Source organism: Enterobacter adelaidei (assembly GCF_041937165.1).
GTDB lineage: Bacteria > Pseudomonadota > Gammaproteobacteria > Enterobacterales > Enterobacteriaceae > Enterobacter > Enterobacter adelaidei.
Genome location: NZ_CP154353.1, coordinates 4399910 through 4416925 on the forward strand (window position 1 = coordinate 4399910; position 17016 = coordinate 4416925).

Here is a 17016-nt window from a genome sequence, read left to right on the forward strand (position 1 = left end):
ACTTATGCGTTCTGTTCCATTTTCCCCCATTATAATCAACTTAGCGATCCCGCCAGGGTTTTGATATGCTTGCGCCCCGAACTAAGGGAAAGAGTGATTATGCAGGCCTGGTATTTACTTTATTGCAAACGCGGGCAGCTTCAGCGCGCGCAGGAACATCTTGAACGTCAGTCTGTAAATTGCCTGACACCCGTGATCACGCTTGAAAAAATGCAGCGCGGGAAGCGCACAACCGTCAGTGAACCCTTATTTCCGAACTATCTGTTCGTGGAGTTCGACCCGGAAGTGATCCACACCACGACCATTAGCGCCACACGCGGTGTCAGCCACTTTGTACGCTTTGGTACCAGCCCGGCGATGGTTCCGTCAACGGTGATCCATCAACTTTCGGTTTATCAACAACCCGAAGGTATCACCGACCCGGAAACTCCTTACTCAGGGGACTGCGTCGTCATCACGGAAGGTGCTTTCGAAGGGTTGCAGGCGATTTTCGCTGAACCGGACGGCGAAGCACGCTCCATGCTGTTGCTCAACCTGCTGAACAAACAGGTTCTGCAAAGCGTTAAAAACACCGACTTCCGCAAAGTTTAAAAATCGATCCCAAACAGGTGACGCACGTTGTCATCCGTCTGCGCGGAAAGCCAGTGGGGATCTTCTCCGCGCCATTTCGCCACGCTTTCAACGATGTGCCCAAGATGTGCAGGTTCATTTCGCCGCGATGTCGGTTTGGGTTGCATGTCTCTCGGCAGCAGATAAGGCGCATCCGTTTCCAGGAGCAAATGATCAGCCGGGATTACCGGCAACAGCTCGCGAAGCTCAAGCCCGCGGCGCTCATCACAAACCCAGCCAGTGATCCCCAGAAAGAGCCCACGTTCCAGGCAATCCAGCGCCTCCTGTCGTGAACCGGTAAAACAGTGCAGCACCGCACCGGGTATTTTATCCAGCCACGGGTTCAGAAGGGCAAGAAAACGCTCATGAGCATCGCGGCAGTGCATAAACACCGGCATTCCAAGCTCAGCTGCCAGCGCAAGTTGTGCCGTGAACGCTTTTTCCTGCTCTTCAGGCGTGGAAAAGTTACGGTTGAAATCGAGACCGCATTCGCCGATCGCCACCACTTCTGGCATCTTCGCCAGCTTGTACAGGGTATCGCCACTTTCCGCAGTCCACTGGCTGCTGTCATGAGGATGTACACCAGCGGTCGACCAGCAGCGCTCGTAGCGTTGCGCCAACAGCTGCGCCTGCTCGCTTTCATGCAAGTTGGTTCCTGTCAGCAACAGTCCTTTCACTCCGGCAGCAAACGCACGTGCAACGACCTCATCACGATCTTTCGCAAACTGCGAGCTGGTCAGGTTGAGTCCAATATCAAACATGCGAATCTCCATATAACAACCGCCCTGACGGGCGGTTGATTTTACTCTTCAGTGGTCTTGTCTGACGTATCGTCTTCGTCATCCGTTCGACGTCCTTTACCCACGTAGAAACGCGAGAAGAAGACACCGACCTCGAACAGGCAATACATCGGTATGGCCAGCAGCGTCTGGGAGAACACATCCGGCGGTGTCAGCAGCATGCCAACCACAAATGCACCGACCAGGATATACGGACGCTTCTTACGCAGATCATCAGGGGTAGTCACCCCTACCCAGCAAAGCAACACAATGGCCACCGGCACTTCGAATGCCACGCCAAAGGCCATAAACAGTGCCATCACAAAGCTGAGGTAGCTAGCGATATCCGTCGACACCTGGACACCTTCCGGCGCGGTATGCGTCAGGAAGCCAAAGGCCAGCGGGAAGACAACGAAATAGGCAAACGCCATGCCGATATAGAACAGCAGCGAGCTGGATACCAGCAGCGGGATCACCAGCTTGCGTTCGTGTTTGTACAGTGCCGGCGCCACAAACGCCCACACCTGGTAAAGAATGATCGGCGCAGACGCAATCAACGATACCCAGAAAGTAAGCTTAATAGGGGTGAAAAACGGTGATGCAACATCTGTTGCAATCATCGTTGCCCCCAGCGGCATCTGCTTGATCAGCGGCGCAGAGACCACTTGATAGATGTCATTTGCGAAGTAGACCAGACACAGGAATATGAGTAAAACTGCAATAATGCAGTTTAACAGTCGCTTACGCAGCTCTATAAGGTGCGTAATAAGCGGTTGAGTATCATCTACTGCCATGTTTACGCTTTATCACTCGACGATGGGGATGATTCGGAAACAGGCGCGACGGGCTTAACTTCAGCCGTTTTTACCGCTGGCTCTTCCGGCTGCGCCTGTTTTTTCGGTTCAGGTTCCTGCGGCGTTTGTTCAGGCGCTACAGCCTGATGTTCAGCGCTGGCAGGCGTTACGCCCTCGCGCTGCTCCTCGCTGCCCTTCACCACCGGGTTATGGATGGTGTTCGCTTCATCACTCGCTTTTTCAGGATCGTTAATGCTATAGGAGCGCTTCATTGATTCCGCCGCTTCGCGCAGCTCATCCATTGAAGCTTTCAGTTCCGGCGTCAGGTTATCCATGCTCGCCTTCTCTACCTTTTTCAGGCTTTCCTGAAACTCCTGCAACTTAAGTTCCTGTGCCAGCTCATTCTGAACGGTCGATGCCAGCGATCTCAGCGCACGAACCCAGCCCGCAACAGTTTTCACCGCCACCGGCAGACGCTGTGGTCCCAAAACGATCAGGCCAATCACAAAGACCAGCAGCAACTCACTAAAACCAATGTCGAACACGACTTACACCTGCTCTTTATCGTGGCGTTTAGCGTCTTCCTTTTTGGTTTCGTCTTGCTTGTCGGAGATGGATTTAGCAGTAAAGTCAGCGTCCTGGCTGGTTTTATCCTGCTTGCTCTCATCATCGCTCATCGCTTTCTTGAAGCCTTTGATAGACGCGCCCAGATCGGAACCGATAGAACCGAGCTTTTTGGTGCCGAACAGCAGCACGACGATGACGGCAATGATCAACAATTGCCAGATACTGATACCACCCATACATGTTCCTCAGGGATAGATGATTAATTAGTCAGGTCGCATTATACGTATGCAACCTGTCGATAGCGACGCAAAATCAGCGCGTCTTTCTCCAGCCAACGAGCCAGACAACCACGCCGCCAGCCATCAACCAGGCGGGCATCATCTGCCAGTCCGGACGGTTGATCAGAAGCAGCGTACCACTTAGCAGCAGCGTTGCTCCAATCCCAAAAAGATAGCGTGACTGACCCTGGCGAGCACGGCTGGACTGAAGTTCGCGGGCGATTTTATCCATGCTGTGCTGAAGGTTCTTGCTCTGACGCAAACTGTCGTAAACCAGTTCAGGAATTTCAGGCATTTTTTCGATCCAGAACGGGCCTTTCTCTTTCAGTGAACGCACCAGCGCCGGAATGCCAACCTGATCTTTAATCCAGGATTCAAGGAAAGGTTTCGCAGTCTTCCACAAGTCTAACTGAGGATAGAGCTGTCGGCCTACACCCTCAACGTAAAGTAATGTTTTCTGAAGTAAAACTAGCTGTGGCTGAACTTCCATATTAAAACGGCGAGCCGTGTTGAACAGGTTTAACAGCACATGCCCGAAGGAAATTTCCGCCAGCGGTTTTTCAAAAATCGGTTCGCAGACGGTTCGAATGGCAAACTCAAACTCTTCGACGTTGGTATCCGGCGGGACCCATCCGGAATCGACGTGCAGCTCGGCCACCTTACGGTAGTCGCGGTTGAAGAAAGCGATGAAATTCTCAGCAAGATAGCGTTTATCTTCTTTGTTCAACGACCCCACAATCCCACAGTCGATACCGATATACTTCGGATTCTCAGGATGTTCGTAGCTCACGAAGATATTGCCCGGGTGCATGTCCGCATGGAAGAAGCTATCGCGGAACACCTGGGTAAAGAAGACCTGTACGCCACGTTCGGCCAGCAACTTCATGTTCGTTCCCTGTTTCTCCAGGGCCGTCACATCCGAGACGGGAATACCGTAAATACGCTCCATCACCATCATATTCTGGCTACAGTAGTCAGAATAGACTTCGGGTACGTAGAGCATCGGGCTGTTTTCAAAGTTGCGACGCAGCTGAATGGCGTTTGCCGATTCACGCAGCAGATTAAGCTCATCAATCAGAGTTTTTTCATATTCCCGCACCACTTCCATCGGGCGCAGACGACGTCCATCAGGCAGCAAACGGGGCACCCAACGGGCCAACCGGTAAATCAGCTTCATGTCCGCTTTGATGATCGGCAGGATGTCCGGGCGAATAACCTTAATGACAACTTCTTTACCGTTTTCTTTCAGACGTGCTGTGTGGACTTGTGCGATAGAGGCCGACGCCAGAGGCTGGATGTCGAAATCGTCAAACCAGGTTTCGACGGGAATGTTGCCCATCGCCTCTTCGATCTGCTTTTTCGCGCGTGCGCCGTCAAACGGTGCAACGCGATCCTGCAGCATCGCCAGCTCATCCGCAATCAGAGGCGGGAAGAGATCGCGGCGAGTCGAAAGCATCTGACCGAATTTAATCCAGACCGGACCGAGCTCCTGCAGCGCCAGACGCAGACGTTCACCCAGCGGCTGTCCCTTATGTCGATTAGGCATCCAGAACAGCATCCGCCGCCAGATACGAAGCGGCAGCGTGATACGCATTTTGGGGATAAGCTCGTCGAGCCCGTAGCTCAAAAAGATGCGAATAATGAAATAGAGGCGCCGAATTTCACCAGGCGTCATTTGCCCTCCAGTTTTTCCAGCCGTTTGGTTAACGCATCAACCGCACGTTCAACAGCAGCGGTCTCTTCCGCAAACCACGCCACTTCCAGTGGTCCAGGGGCCATACGCCACTCTTCCGTCAGCACTTCCGCCGCATAGCGTTGTTGCCGTTGCAGGTTTTTACGCAAAAATGCCGCCCCACCATGAATAGCTTTACCGATCCCTTCGGCGGCAATGTCACCAACAAAAGGTGAAAGCAGCTCTGCGGGGTCGAACTCGGCAAGGTCACTGAGCGCAACGAAATTCTGTACAACCTGAATGTCGCCTTCCACTTCCAGCTCACCGCTGCGGATCAGTGCAGTTAATTGCTGGCGGTCGCGTAATTTTGGCAACACGCTCATGTGCGTGATAACAGAGCAGTCGGCTTCACCCTCCCACTCACCCAGAACGTCAAGCTGGCGTTCGCTGAAAACCAGCACCAGCGGCGTCGAGAACTCTTTTAAAACAATGCGTAATACCTTCCCGTTAAGCCGCTGACGTGCAGCTTTCAGCGCCGGGGCGCGATACAGAAAGGCATTCAGTACATTCTCGATGCCAGCAGTGACCAGGGGTTTAAAGGGCACAAGACACCTCCACTCAGAATTTGTAACCGCGATGCAGCGCGACGACACCCGCCGTCAGGTTGAAATATTCAACATTCTCAAATTCCGCATCCTGCATCATGGCTTTTAATGTGTCCTGATCCGGGTGCATACGAATAGATTCAGCCAGATAACGGTAGCTTTCCGCGTCGTTTGCCACCAGCTCACCAATGCGAGGGAGTACGTGGAATGAATAAGCGTCGTAAGCTTTGCTCAGTGGTTCAATAATCGGTTTAGAGAACTCAAGCACCAGCAGACGTCCACCCGGCTTCAGCACGCGGTACATAGAACGCAGCGCTTTCTCTTTATCAGTGACGTTACGCAGACCGAAGGAGATGGTAATGCAGTCAAAAGTGTTGTCCGGGAATGGCAGCGCTTCGGCGTTCGCCTGCACATATTCCACATTCCCCACCACGCCGATGTTACGCAGCTTTTCGCGTCCCATTTTCAGCATTGAATCATTAATATCTGCCAGAACGACACGGCCAGTTTCGCCTACCAGGCGAGAGAATTTCGCGGTTAAATCGCCCGTACCGCCAGCTAAATCAAGCACCGTTTGTCCACGACGCACACCGCTGCAGTCGATGGTGAAGCGCTTCCACAAGCGATGAATACTGAATGACATCAAGTCATTCATCACATCGTACTTCGCCGCCACAGAGTGAAATACGTGGGCCACCATGTCAGCTTTCTGCGCTTTGGCAACAGTCTGAAAACCAAAGTGCGTCGTGTCTTGTGAATCGTCAACCATCTCAGAGCCTGCTTATCAGTAAAATGTTTGTGAAGTGTACCAGATTGGACGCGTTTGCCCTACGATTCAACCACCGCGAAACAAACGCGTCGGCTGCTCATCTGGCGATAATTCCGCTGCTAAATCGTTGTCTTCACTGTTTGTCATTTGTTCAGCACTGCCTTCACGCAGGCGGAACTCCTCGTCCTGCGACGTGGCCTGTTCAACCAGTTCCGGATTAATCTCGCGTTTTACTTCGACGCCCAGACTACGGAATGCCTCAGCTTGTGCCAGTAAGTTGCCACGTCCGGAGGAGAGTTTTTTCATTGCCTGACGGTAGTTATCCTGCGCGCGGTCAAGGCTTTGCCCGACCGAGGACATATCGTCCACGAACAGACGCATTTTGTCGTACAGCTTGCTGGCTCGATCGGCAATCTGTTGCGCATTGCGGCTCTGGTGTTCATAGCGCCACAGGTTCGCAATGGTTCGCAAGGCCACCAGCAACGTGGTCGGGCTGACCAGCATAATGTTATTTTTCAACGCTTCGGTGATCAGTTCAGGCTGCCTGTCGAGTGCCAGCAGGAAGGCCGGTTCAACCGGAATGAACATCAGCACGTAATCCAGTGAGCGCAGGCCCGGCAGTTGCTGGTAGTCTTTTCTGCCGAGCAGACGGATATGGTTACGCACGGAAGCAATATGCTCCTGCAATGCCGACTCTCGGGTGTAATCATCTTCCGCATTAAAGTAGCGCTCATATGCCACCAGCGTCATTTTGGCGTCGATGACAACGTCTTTGCCCTGAGGCAGACGCACTATGACATCGGGCTGCATGCGCGAGCGAGCATCATTTTCGATGCTGACCTGAGTCTCATACTCATAACCTTCACGCAGGCCTGAGGCCTCGAGCACGCGGGTCAGGACCACTTCCCCCCAGTTTCCCTGGGTTTTGTTATCCCCTTTCAGCGCGCGAGTCAGGTTGACCGCCTCCTGTGCCATCTGTGCATTCAGTTGCTGAAGATTGCGAATCTCATGCGCCAGCGTGTGCCGCTCGCGAGCCTCCTGACCAAAACTGTCCTGCACCTGACGACGAAAACCGTCCAGCTGTTCACGCAGGGGCGTCAGAAGGCTGTTCAGGCTCTGGCGATTCTGTTCATCAACGCGGCGGTTGCTGTGCTCGAAAATGCGGTTGGCGAGGTTTTCAAACTGTTCGCTGAGGCGTTGCTCGCTGTTGATCATCTGGCGGATTTTGTCTTCCGCATGCAGCTGGGTGGATTCGAGACGGGTGGTCACTTCGCGGAGATCAGCTTCCAGCGAGGTGTTGATATCCCGCAGGTTGCGTAGTTCGTTGTTGAGCAACTCGCACTCATCGCGCCAGTGCTCGCTCAGAGCAAGTTGCTGTTTTGCCGCGCTTAAATCGGCGACTATCTCTTCTCGCTCGGCCAGTTGGTCGGCCTTCTGCTGTGCATGCTGGTAGCTGGAAATGAGCCAGCCAATCCCTAAGCCCACCAGCGCAATCACCGCGTAAATCAGGATCGAGATATCCACAATGCCCCCTGCATCAACGTATTACCCGCACAAAATAGAATTGTGCTGTATAAACGTCCAGTTTGAAAGGGTTTTCCTGCGAGGCGCTACGCAAAAAATAAAGGCCGAACGTGTCGGCCTTTTATTGTATGCAGAAGAGAGGACTAGATCAGGCGACGCGCCGCTTCAACCACGATTTTCACAGCATGACTTTCAGTCTGCTTCATGGTTTCGGCATTCGGGATCTCCTGCTGCGTACGGTTGACGATAACGCCCGCCACCATACCGGCACGCAGACCCTGGCTTGCGCACATGGTCAGCAGCGTGGCGGATTCCATTTCGTAGTTCATCACGCCCATGGACTGCCACTCTTCCATAGAACCTTTGAAACGGCTCACCACGCGACCAGAGAAGGTGTCATAGCGCTCCTGGCCTGGGTAGAAAGTATCGGAAGAGGCAGTTACACCCACGTGCGTGGTCGCGCCCACAGATTTCGCCGCTTCAACCAGCGCAGTGGTACATTCGAAGTCTGCCACTGCCGGGAATTCCATTGGCGCGAAGTGCAGGCTTGCCCCGTCCAGACGCACAGATGCGGTGGTGACCAGCACGTCACCGACATTGATATGCGGCTGAATAGCGCCGGTGGTACCGATACGCAGGAAAGTACGAATGCCCAGTTGCGCCAGCTCTTCAACAGCAATGGAGGTCGACGGGCCACCGATACCGGTAGAACACACGATCACGGCTTTGCCATCCAGCTCTGCACGCCAGGTGGTGAATTCACGATGGGCTGCCAGCTTAACCGGCTTATCCATCAGCGCGGCGATCTTTTCCACACGCTCAGGATCACCCGGGACGATAGCGAGCGTAGCCCCTTGTAAATCGTTTTTGGTGAGGCCGAGATGAAAAACATCAGACTTAGACATAGGTGACTCCTCTGTGGGTCGGTTAGTCAGAAGAAGTAAAATGGTACTTTACAGAAGCAATACGCATAATTTCGTGATGCACTTCACCATGAATGAAAATGATTGCAGTAAATTTCCATGAAAAAGTGATTTACATCACATTAACAAGTTATATCGTGGTGTGCTGCACAAAAGATAGACCGTTTAAGGCACTGTGGGTTGTTAACCTGGTGTCTATATTTACCTTTGCGCTAACTCATTGGTACGGAGAATGCCATGACTGAAAAAATCGGTTTTGCACCTGCTGCAGCCCCGCATGCTTCAACCATCGTTTCAACGCCCGAAGAGGCCATAACGGCGGGTGAGACCTCCATCCCCTCGCAGGGGGATAATATGCCGGCTTACCACGCGCGGCCAAAATCGGCAGAGGGTCCGCTGCCCATCGTCATTGTGGTTCAGGAAATTTTTGGTGGTCACGAACATATCCGCGACCTCTGCCGCCGACTGGCGCTGGAAGGGTATCTGGCCGTTGCGCCAGAGCTCTACTTCCGTCAGGGCGATCCGAACGACTACAGCGATATTCCAACATTGCTCAGCAACCTGGTCAGCAAAGTCCCTGACGCGCAGGTCATGGCCGATCTCGACCACGTTGCCAGTTGGGCAGCACGTAACGGCGGTGATGCACATCGTCTGATGGTGACGGGTTTCTGCTGGGGAGGGCGTATCAGCTGGCTGTATGCCGCCCATAACCCGCAGCTCAAAGCCGCTGTCGCCTGGTACGGCAAACTGGTGGGTGAAAAAACGCTGAATTCACCGAAACATCCGGTTGATATCGCCACCGAGTTGAATGCCCCCGTGTTAGGGCTTTACGGCGGTCAGGACACCGGTATTTCGCTGGATTCGGTAGAAACCATGCGCCATGCGCTCCGCGCGGCAAATGCGAAGGCGGAGATCGTGGTATACCCGGATGCCGGGCATGCATTTAATGCCGACTATCGTCCGAGTTATCACGAGGAATCTGCAAAAGACGGATGGCAGCGAATGCTGGCGTGGTTCAGCCAGTACGGCGGTAAAAAAGGGTAAAAGCAAAAAGCCCGGCGGCGATGACGCCTTACCGGGCCTACAACTTATTACGCCTGACGCAAATTCTGCGCCGCCTGCACCATGTTCGCCAGTGCAGCGCGGGTTTCCGGCCAGCCGCGGGTTTTCAGTCCGCAGTCCGGGTTCACCCACAGACGCTCTGCCGGAATGCGCTGGGCCGCTTTTTTCAGCAGAGCTTCGATCCACTCCACGCTCGGCACGTTCGGAGAGTGAATGTCGTACACCCCCGGTCCTATTTCGTTCGGGTAGTCGAACTCTTCAAATGACTCCAGCAGTTCCATGTCTGAACGCGATGTCTCGATGGTGATCACGTCGGCATCCAGCGCGGCTATCGAATCCATGATGTCGTTAAATTCGCAGTAACACATGTGGGTGTGGATCTGGGTGTCATCCTTCGCGACCGCGGCGTTGATGCGGAAAGCCTCCACGCCCCATTTCAGATAGGCATCCCAGTCGCTACGACGCAGCGGCAGACCTTCGCGCAGCGCCGGTTCGTCGATCTGAATAATGCCAATGCCTGCGGCTTCCAGATCCGCCACTTCATCACGCAGTGCCAGCGCGATCTGTTTGGCGATGGTTTCGCGGCTCACGTCTTCACGCGGGAAGGACCAGCAGAGAATCGTTACCGGACCCGTGAGCATTCCTTTCACCGGTTTATCTGTCAGAGACTGGGCATACTTCGCCCATTCAACGGTAATCGCTTCTGGACGGCTGATATCACCAATCACCACCGGCGGCTTCACGCAGCGGGAACCGTAACTCTGCACCCAGCCATTTTGGGTAAACACGAAACCGTCCAGGTGTTCACCAAAGTATTCCACCATGTCGTTACGCTCGGCTTCACCGTGCACCAGCACATCCAGACCTAAACGTTCCTGCTCGATAATCGCCTGTTTAATGTGTTCAGCGATACCGGTGCGGTAATGATTCGCATCCAGATTGCCCTTTTTGAAGTCCAGACGCAGGCCGCGGATCTCGGTAGTCTGCGGGAAAGAACCGATCGTCGTGGTTGGCCACGCAGGCAGATTAAAGCGAGCGCGCTGGGCTTCAGCGCGCACTTCATAGGCGCTCTGGCGCTGACTGTCCTGAGCCGTGATGGCTGCCAGACGTTTTTCGACTGCCGGGTTGTGTACGCGAGCCGAGTCGCGGCGGGCCTGGATCGGTGCGCTCCATTCGATAATCGCTGCCGTGTCTCCCGTGTTCAATGCGTCACGCAGCAGCGTCAGCTCCTCACATTTCTGCAAGGCAAAGGCAAACCAGCTCTTCACTTCTGCGTCCAGACGGGTTTCAGCGCTGAGATCGATTGGGCTGTGCAACAGTGAACAAGACGATGCCACCCACAACTCACGTTTGCCGACGATGTCTTTAACCTGAGCGTATTTCTCAGTGAGATCGGCACGCCAGACGTTACGGCCATTCACCACACCGGCCGAGAGCAGCCAGTCCGCAGGCAGGCGTTTGTGCAGCTCCGCGACATCATCTTTACCGTGTACAAAGTCAACGTGCAGACCCTGCACTGGCAGCGCGGTGATGGTCTTCAGGTTTGGCGTCACGCCTTCGAAATAGGTAGTCAGCAGCAACTTCACCTGTCCGGCAAGTGCGTCATACGCCGGTTTGAAGGCATCGAGCCATTCCTGCGGCAACTCGAGCACCAGAGCAGGTTCGTCGATTTGCACCCACTGGATACCGCGTTTGCCCAGCTCAATCAGCACCTGTTTGTAGACCGGAAGAATGTCGTTCAGCAGGCTGAGGCGATCAAACTGCTCACCCTTCACTTTGCCAAGCCACAGGTACGTAACCGGCCCCAGCAGCACAGGCTTCACCTGGTGACCCAGCGCCAGCGCTTCGTCCACCTCATCCAGTAATTGCGTCCAGGTCAGTTTGAACTGCTGACCTTTAACGAACTCCGGCACCATGTAGTGATAGTTGGTATTAAACCACTTGGTCATTTCAGCCGCTGCCGCTGGCTCACCTGTTGGCGCGCGACCACGGCCGATGCGGAACAGGGTGTCGATATCTACCGATCCATCTTTGTTCTGATGACGAGCCGGCACATTGCCAAGCAGCAGGCTTGTCGTCAGAACATGGTCGTACCAGGCAAAATCGCCCACCGGCAGCAGGTCAATGCCCGCCTGTTTTTGCTGATCCCAGTGACGCGCACGCAGTTCGCGTCCAACGGCCAGCAGTTCTTCACGGGTGGTACTACCCGCCCAGTAGCTTTCTTGCGCTTTTTTCAGCTCGCGACGCAGGCCAACGCGAGGGAAACCGAGAGTGTGATTGCGGATTGTCATGTCATGCCCCTTGTCAATTTTCGGTATTTAGACGTCCAGATGTTTACACATCCATAATTGGCGGTTACTGTATATTCCTCAAGCGCAAAATGTTCATGGCGAAGTGAAGGACTTTCATGATCGAGATAAAACACCTGAAAACGCTACAAGCGTTGCGGAACTGCGGTTCTCTTGCGGCGGCGGCAGCCTCGCTGCACCAGACCCAGTCCGCCCTTTCTCACCAGTTCAGCGATCTGGAACAACGCCTCGGCTTTCGTCTTTTTGTGCGTAAGAGCCAGCCGCTACGCTTTACGCCTCAGGGTGAGATTTTGCTGCAGCTGGCAAATCAGGTGCTGCCGCAAATTGCCAGCGCCCTGCAGTCCTGTAACGAGCCGCAACAGACCAAACTGCGTATCGCCATTGAATGTCATAGCTGCATTCAGTGGTTGACCCCCGCACTTGAGAATTTCCGCCAGAAGTGGCCGCAGGTGGAGATGGACTTTACATCCGGTGTGACGTTTGACCCGCAGCCCTCGCTCCAGCAGGGCGAGCTGGATCTGGTCATGACCTCTGATATTCTGCCGCGCAGCGGCCTGCACTACTCCCCAATGTTTGATTATGAAGTGCGTCTGGTGCTGGCGCCGGATCATCCGCTGGCGGCCAAAACGCGCATCACACCGGAAGACCTGGCGACGGAAACGCTGCTGATTTACCCGGTTCAGCGCAGTCGTCTGGATATCTGGCGTCACTTCCTGCAACCGGCAGGCATTAGCCCGCAGCTGAAAAGCGTGGATAACACTCTGCTGTTGATTCAGATGGTGGCGGCCAGAATGGGTATCGCGGCACTGCCGCACTGGGTGGTAGAGAGTTTTGAACGCCAGGGCCTGGTGGTGACCAAAACCCTGGGCGAAGGACTGTGGAGCCGGCTGTACGCCGCCGTGCGCGATGGCGAGCAGCGCCAGCCGATTACGGAGGCGTTTATTCGCTCAACGCGGAACCACGCGTGCGACCATCTTCCGTTTGTGCGGAGCGCGGAGCGACCCAGCGGCGATGGACCCACAGTGAAGCCAGGATCACCGTTCCCCCAATAAGGAAACTCGGCCAGTGGGGTTGCTGCTGCCAGATTGCAAGGTTAACCAGCAGACCCGCGGGCACATGCACGTTGTTCATGATCCCCAGCGTACCGGCGTCGACCTGGGTCGCGCCGTAGTTCCACATGAAGTATCCCAGCCCTGAGGCCACCACCCCCAGCCAGACCAGAACGCTCCATTGCACCGTAGTGGTCGGCAGTTTTTGCGGGTTACCGAGCATGAACCACGCCGCTACCGCGACAATCGCGGCCCCCATATAGAACCAGGCGAACGCGTTATGCTGCGGCATCGGACGGGTTTCCATCAGACGTTTGTAACCCACCATACCGATGGCGAAACTGATGTTGGCGAGCTGGACGAACATCAGCCCAGTCCAGAAGTGGTCGCTGACTTTGTCATAGCGAATAATCGCCGCCCCAATAACTGCCAGTGCCGCGCTCAGCAGGTATCCCCAGCGTAAACGGCGCTTGCTGAGCAGATCGTAAATCAGCGTGATATAGAGCGGCGTGAGTACGGTAAAAAGCAGAAACTCCGAAACAGACAGGTAGACGTAGGCCCGAAAGCTGAACAGATACATGATGCCGAGCTGCATCGCCCCCACCAGCATATACAGCACAATGGTTTTCAGCGATTGCCCGCGCGTACGCAGAAACGGCAGGAATACCAGCGCCGCCAACCCAACACGCATCAGCACCGAGAAATAACTGTCGACCGAACCAGCAAGATATTCGCCAATCAGGCTAAAGGAGAAGGCCCACAGGATAGTGGTGATAATGAGTAGCGCCACAATGCTTGTCTCTCAGAAAGAAGGACAGACATTGTAGCGAACTCTTTAGTTGACAACTGAGCAATAAATAACCAAATGAAGATTATTCAAGGAACAGCTTGCGCAGATATTTCGGTACCGCGTTGTCACCGTTAGTGCCGATCACTTCCAGCTCCGGGTGCAGGTCTTTCAGACGCTGGTGCGCGTTCTCCATAATGCAGCCCTTGCCTGCCATCGAAAGCATTTCGGCATCGTTCATACCGTCACCAAAGGCGATACAGTCTTTCAGCTCGAAGCCCAGACGCTTCGCAACCGCTTCCAGCGCGTGGCCTTTGGATACGCCCCCGGCCATCACTTCCAGACAGGTCAGCGTTGAGAAACTCACGTTAACACGGTCGCCCCAGCGAGCGTTGATCGCCTGCTCCAGCGGCAGCAATTCTTCGTGGCTTTCGCAGGTGAAGAACACCTTGCTGATACCTTCAGGTTCAAGCAGGGCTGGCTCGTACAGGGTATAGTTGAATACCGCTTCCTTGAAGAAACGCATTTCGTCAGGGCGGTGGCGGTTCATAAACCACTCATCATCACGATAGACGTTAGTCACGATATCCGGGTTATTGTGCACCACGCCGAACAGATCGGCGGCGATATCGCGGTCAAGGTTATGCGCGAAAATCAGGTTGCCGTCCGTATCGTGTACGCGCGCACCGTTAGAGGTGATCATGTACGATTTGATTTCCAGATTATCGCGGATCTGCCCCACGTCTACGTGGTGGCGGCCGGTGGCAAATACAAAGTTCACGCCACGGGCAGTCAGAAGCTTTAGGGTCTCTTTCGCGTAAGGCGACAGGGTATGGTCGGGGGAAAGCAGCGTGCCATCTAAATCAGATGCAACAACCTGGTACATAGGGAAATTTAACCTCAATAAAAAAATCAGTTATGCCTGTTGAAAAATTCAACAATAGCGTTGAGCGCGACTGAGCGCATAGCGTCCTTTTCAAAAAGGATCTCATGGTACGCGCCGTTGATGACCAGCGGTTTTCCCCCTTCACAGGGGTGACCGGCGGCAGCGCGGAGTTCACAAAAACGATCGTGCATGCGGTTATCCACCACACGCTCTTCTTCAGCCTGAATCAGAAGTGTTGGCGTGTCATCATCACCCGCGCCAGCAAGCACCTGTTCCCCGGCAAGAATACCTTCCCGCACCCAGTGATAGGTCGGACCGCCAACCCGCAGGCGCGGTTCGTCGGCATAAAAACGCAGGTTACGACGATAACGCTGTCTGCTGTGGGTTAACACGTTCATCGCAAACGGCAATGCACGCCAGCGCCCCGTCCCGATGGCATAGCCTTCACGAATGCGCTGATGGCCCTCAGCCCAGTCGAGAATATGGCGCACCATCCAGTCAGGAAAACGCATGACGATGCCATACATCGGCGCGGTGAGCGCAATGGCATCACACTGGTGCTCATAGCGCTGTAAAAATAGCGTAGAGATTGCCCCACCCATAGAGTGCGCCAGAATATAGCGCTTACGCCATGGACCAGGTTCAACTTCCTGCTGCCAGAACGCGGCAAGATCGTCGACATAATCGCTGAAGTTATCCACATGACCGCGGTGCGTGTCCGATAACAGACGACCAGAAAGCCCTTGCCCGCGATGGTCGATAATCAACACATCAAAGCCAAGATGGACAAGATCATAAGCCAGCTCGGCGTATTTGATGTAGCTCTCAATGCGCCCAGGGCAGACGACGATCACCCGATCGTTCTTCACATTGCGGAAACGCACGAAGCGTACCGGAATATCACCGACGCCCGTAAACTCATCTTCCTCACGCTGCCGCCAGAAATCGGTCAGCGGCCCCATAGAGAAAGCAGCAAATGCGTTTTCTCGTGTTTCCCAGTCCTTTTTCTGCTGAAACATCGGGTTTCCACTCACGTAAGCCAAGGAATATCGTTTTTTCGTAGCAGGTCACAAAATGACTCAACAATAGCGTATTGTGGCATAAAAATAGACGGTTCGGGAGCTTCAAATGACCTTCGAGTGGTGGTTCGCCTACCTGCTGACATCCATTATCCTCAGCCTTTCACCGGGCTCAGGTGCTATTAACACAATGACCACCTCCATCAACCACGGCTATCGCGGTGCGGCGGCGTCGATTGCCGGTTTGCAGACCGGGCTGGGCATTCATATTGTGCTGGTCGGGATTGGTCTGGGGACGCTGTTCTCCCGCTCTGTGCTGGCGTTCGAAGTACTGAAATGGGCCGGTGCAGCGTACCTGATTTGGCTGGGTATTCAGCAGTGGCGCGCGGCAGGTTCGATTAATCTCAACACGCTTGCCCAGTCGCAAACCCGTGGTCGTCTGTTCAAACGTGCAGTATTTGTAAACCTGACCAACCCGAAAAGCATTGTTTTCCTGGCTGCCCTGTTCCCGCAGTTTATCGCTCCACATCAACCACAGGTGATGCAGTATGTGGTGCTGGGCGCGACCACCATTATCGTCGATATCATCGTGATGATTGGTTATGCGACGCTGGCACAGCGAATTGCGGCGTGGATTAAAGGGCCTAAACAGATGAAGGCCCTGAATAAAGTGTTTGGTTCGCTGTTTATGCTGGTGGGCGCGTTGCTTGCATCAGCGCGTCACGCTTAGCGAGAAATGATGAGATGAATACCAAAGCCGGCGAACAGCGCGCCGGCAAAGCCGTCGATCCACTTCGCGATGCGCTGATAGCCACGGCGCATCGCCGGTAAGGCAAACAGGCTTGCAACAATGGTGAACCACGCAAACGTCTCAACGACGATCAGCAGGAAAATACCCCAGCGTGCGCCCGCACCAACGCTATCACCCACAAACAGCGAGAACACGGAGCCGAAATAGATAATCGCTTTTGGGTTTGCCAGATTGGTCAGCAGCCCCTTCACAAAGCTGCGGCCGCCCGTTGCCAGCTCAACCTTTGGCTCTTCTGGTTTTTTCTCTTCTTTCTTCAGCGCCCCGCGCAGCATCTGGTAGCCCATCCAGCACAGGTACAGCCCGCCGCCAACCATAATGATGTTATGCAGCCAGGCCATCTTTGCCAGGATCAGGTTCAGACCGAGCAGTGCCACCGCCGCCCAGACCATCACGCCCATGGTGATACCCAGTACCCCCATCATCGCCTCTTTGCGGGAGCGGCTGACGGCCGTTTGTGATACGAAGAAAAAGTCAGGACCCGGGCTCATCAGCGCAACGATGTGCACTAACGCCACGGTGAGAAATAGCATTAACATAATTCGCTCGCGGGGAAATAATTCAGTGAGTCATCAT

At 54.4% G+C, this 17016-nt stretch carries 18 protein-coding genes; 4 read left to right on the top strand and 14 right to left on the bottom strand.

Annotated elements, in window-relative coordinates; all coding sequences use genetic code 11:
• Positions 1–99: 99 nt before the first annotated feature.
• On the top strand, positions 100–591 hold the full coding sequence (gene rfaH / locus AAHF05_RS21390) for a transcription/translation regulatory transformer protein RfaH (protein WP_028018168.1): 492 nt from the start codon (positions 100–102) through the stop codon (positions 589–591).
• Here rfaH and tatD read toward each other — a convergent pair.
• The 9 genes from tatD to udp form a co-directional block, all read right to left on the bottom strand.
• Positions 588–1370, bottom strand: coding sequence for a 3'-5' ssDNA/RNA exonuclease TatD (tatD, locus tag AAHF05_RS21395; protein WP_129325092.1), 783 nt, complete (start codon positions 1368–1370; stop codon positions 588–590). The two genes, rfaH and tatD, sit on opposite strands and share 4 nt — an antisense overlap.
• A gap of 41 nt (positions 1371–1411) precedes the next feature.
• On the bottom strand, positions 1412–2182 hold the full coding sequence (gene tatC / locus AAHF05_RS21400) for a Sec-independent protein translocase subunit TatC (protein ID WP_028018170.1): 771 nt from the start codon (positions 2180–2182) through the stop codon (positions 1412–1414).
• Positions 2183–2184: 2 nt separating this feature from the next.
• Positions 2185–2727 carry a Sec-independent protein translocase protein TatB gene (gene tatB / locus AAHF05_RS21405; protein ID WP_129325091.1) on the bottom strand — a complete coding sequence of 181 codons (543 nt, stop codon included), beginning with the start codon at positions 2725–2727 and terminating at the stop codon, positions 2185–2187.
• 3 nt (positions 2728–2730) lie between these two features.
• Positions 2731–2985: a Sec-independent protein translocase subunit TatA gene (gene tatA, locus AAHF05_RS21410; protein WP_028018172.1), complete on the bottom strand. Its 255-nt coding sequence runs from the start codon at positions 2983–2985 to the stop codon at positions 2731–2733.
• Between the two features lie 76 nt (positions 2986–3061).
• The gene (ubiB, locus tag AAHF05_RS21415) at positions 3062–4702 is read right to left on the bottom strand and encodes a ubiquinone biosynthesis regulatory protein kinase UbiB (RefSeq protein WP_128348547.1); all 1641 of its coding nucleotides are present in this window, start codon (positions 4700–4702) and stop codon (positions 3062–3064) included.
• Positions 4699–5304, bottom strand: a complete 606-nt coding sequence (gene ubiJ / locus AAHF05_RS21420; protein ID WP_128348548.1) for a ubiquinone biosynthesis protein UbiJ — start codon at positions 5302–5304, stop codon at positions 4699–4701. The genes ubiB and ubiJ overlap by 4 nt, the downstream gene beginning before the upstream one ends.
• A 13-nt stretch (positions 5305–5317) precedes the next feature.
• Entirely contained in the window at positions 5318–6073 is a 756-nt protein-coding gene (gene ubiE / locus AAHF05_RS21425) for a bifunctional demethylmenaquinone methyltransferase/2-methoxy-6-polyprenyl-1,4-benzoquinol methylase UbiE (protein WP_129325090.1), read from the bottom strand.
• Positions 6074–6139: 66 nt separating this feature from the next.
• Positions 6140–7597, bottom strand: a complete 1458-nt coding sequence (gene rmuC / locus AAHF05_RS21430; RefSeq protein ID WP_128348549.1) for a DNA recombination protein RmuC — start codon at positions 7595–7597, stop codon at positions 6140–6142.
• A 143-nt stretch (positions 7598–7740) separates the two neighbouring features.
• Positions 7741–8502, bottom strand: coding sequence for a uridine phosphorylase (gene udp, locus AAHF05_RS21435; protein ID WP_003860792.1), 762 nt, complete (start codon positions 8500–8502; stop codon positions 7741–7743).
• 255 nt (positions 8503–8757) lie between these two features.
• Between udp and AAHF05_RS21440 the strand changes: the two genes are divergently transcribed.
• Positions 8758–9564: a dienelactone hydrolase family protein gene (locus AAHF05_RS21440; RefSeq protein WP_129325089.1), complete on the top strand. Its 807-nt coding sequence runs from the start codon at positions 8758–8760 to the stop codon at positions 9562–9564.
• A 47-nt stretch (positions 9565–9611) separates the two neighbouring features.
• Here AAHF05_RS21440 and metE read toward each other — a convergent pair whose 3' ends face one another.
• Positions 9612–11873: a 5-methyltetrahydropteroyltriglutamate--homocysteine S-methyltransferase gene (metE, locus tag AAHF05_RS21445; RefSeq protein ID WP_129325088.1), complete on the bottom strand. Its 2262-nt coding sequence runs from the start codon at positions 11871–11873 to the stop codon at positions 9612–9614.
• 116 nt (positions 11874–11989) lie between these two features.
• Here metE and metR point away from each other — a divergent pair, with 116 nt between their 5' ends.
• The gene (gene metR, locus AAHF05_RS21450; RefSeq protein WP_028018178.1) at positions 11990–12943 is read left to right on the top strand and encodes an HTH-type transcriptional regulator MetR; all 954 of its coding nucleotides are present in this window, start codon (positions 11990–11992) and stop codon (positions 12941–12943) included.
• Here the strand turns inward: metR and AAHF05_RS21455 are convergent.
• The 3 genes from AAHF05_RS21455 to pldB form a co-directional block, all read right to left on the bottom strand.
• Entirely contained in the window at positions 12831–13730 is a 900-nt protein-coding gene (locus AAHF05_RS21455) for a carboxylate/amino acid/amine transporter (RefSeq protein WP_032666884.1), read from the bottom strand. The genes metR and AAHF05_RS21455 overlap by 113 nt on opposite strands.
• Positions 13731–13812: 82 nt before the next feature.
• A complete protein-coding gene (gene yigL, locus AAHF05_RS21460) occupies positions 13813–14613 on the bottom strand; it encodes a sugar/pyridoxal phosphate phosphatase YigL (protein ID WP_028018179.1) in 801 nt (266 codons plus the stop codon).
• Positions 14614–14639: 26 nt separating this feature from the next.
• Positions 14640–15632, bottom strand: coding sequence for a lysophospholipase L2 (pldB, locus tag AAHF05_RS21465; protein WP_028018180.1), 993 nt, complete (start codon positions 15630–15632; stop codon positions 14640–14642).
• 109 nt (positions 15633–15741) lie between these two features.
• Between pldB and rhtB the strand changes: the two genes are divergently transcribed.
• On the top strand, positions 15742–16362 hold the full coding sequence (gene rhtB / locus AAHF05_RS21470; protein ID WP_028018181.1) for a homoserine/homoserine lactone efflux protein: 621 nt from the start codon (positions 15742–15744) through the stop codon (positions 16360–16362).
• On the opposite strand, the gene rhtC is transcribed toward rhtB, so the two are convergent.
• Positions 16359–16979 carry a threonine export protein RhtC gene (gene rhtC / locus AAHF05_RS21475; RefSeq protein ID WP_010426287.1) on the bottom strand — a complete coding sequence of 207 codons (621 nt, stop codon included), beginning with the start codon at positions 16977–16979 and terminating at the stop codon, positions 16359–16361. The genes rhtB and rhtC overlap by 4 nt on opposite strands.
• Between the last annotated feature and the right edge of the window lie 37 nt (positions 16980–17016).

Bases quoted from the DNA above. Each gene is read 5' to 3' on its own strand.
- rfaH (WP_028018168.1), top strand. From the start codon at position 100: ATGCAGGCCTGGTATTTACTTTATTGCAAACGCGGGCAGCTTCAGCGC.
- tatA (WP_028018172.1), bottom strand. From the start codon at position 2,985: ATGGGTGGTATCAGTATCTGGCAATTGTTGATCATTGCCGTCATCGTC.
- metE (WP_129325088.1), bottom strand. From the start codon at position 11,873: ATGACAATCCGCAATCACACTCTCGGTTTCCCTCGCGTTGGCCTGCGT.
- ubiE (WP_129325090.1), bottom strand. From the start codon at position 6,073: ATGGTTGACGATTCACAAGACACGACGCACTTTGGTTTTCAGACTGTT.
- tatC (WP_028018170.1), bottom strand. From the start codon at position 2,182: ATGGCAGTAGATGATACTCAACCGCTTATTACGCACCTTATAGAGCTG.
- udp (WP_003860792.1), bottom strand. From the start codon at position 8,502: ATGTCTAAGTCTGATGTTTTTCATCTCGGCCTCACCAAAAACGATTTA.
- pldB (WP_028018180.1), bottom strand. From the start codon at position 15,632: ATGTTTCAGCAGAAAAAGGACTGGGAAACACGAGAAAACGCATTTGCT.
- yigL (WP_028018179.1), bottom strand. From the start codon at position 14,613: ATGTACCAGGTTGTTGCATCTGATTTAGATGGCACGCTGCTTTCCCCC.
- tatD (WP_129325092.1), bottom strand. From the start codon at position 1,370: ATGTTTGATATTGGACTCAACCTGACCAGCTCGCAGTTTGCGAAAGAT.
- AAHF05_RS21440 (WP_129325089.1), top strand. From the start codon at position 8,758: ATGACTGAAAAAATCGGTTTTGCACCTGCTGCAGCCCCGCATGCTTCA.
- metR (WP_028018178.1), top strand. From the start codon at position 11,990: ATGATCGAGATAAAACACCTGAAAACGCTACAAGCGTTGCGGAACTGC.
- rhtB (WP_028018181.1), top strand. From the start codon at position 15,742: ATGACCTTCGAGTGGTGGTTCGCCTACCTGCTGACATCCATTATCCTC.
- rhtC (WP_010426287.1), bottom strand. From the start codon at position 16,979: ATGTTAATGCTATTTCTCACCGTGGCGTTAGTGCACATCGTTGCGCTG.
- ubiB (WP_128348547.1), bottom strand. From the start codon at position 4,702: ATGACGCCTGGTGAAATTCGGCGCCTCTATTTCATTATTCGCATCTTT.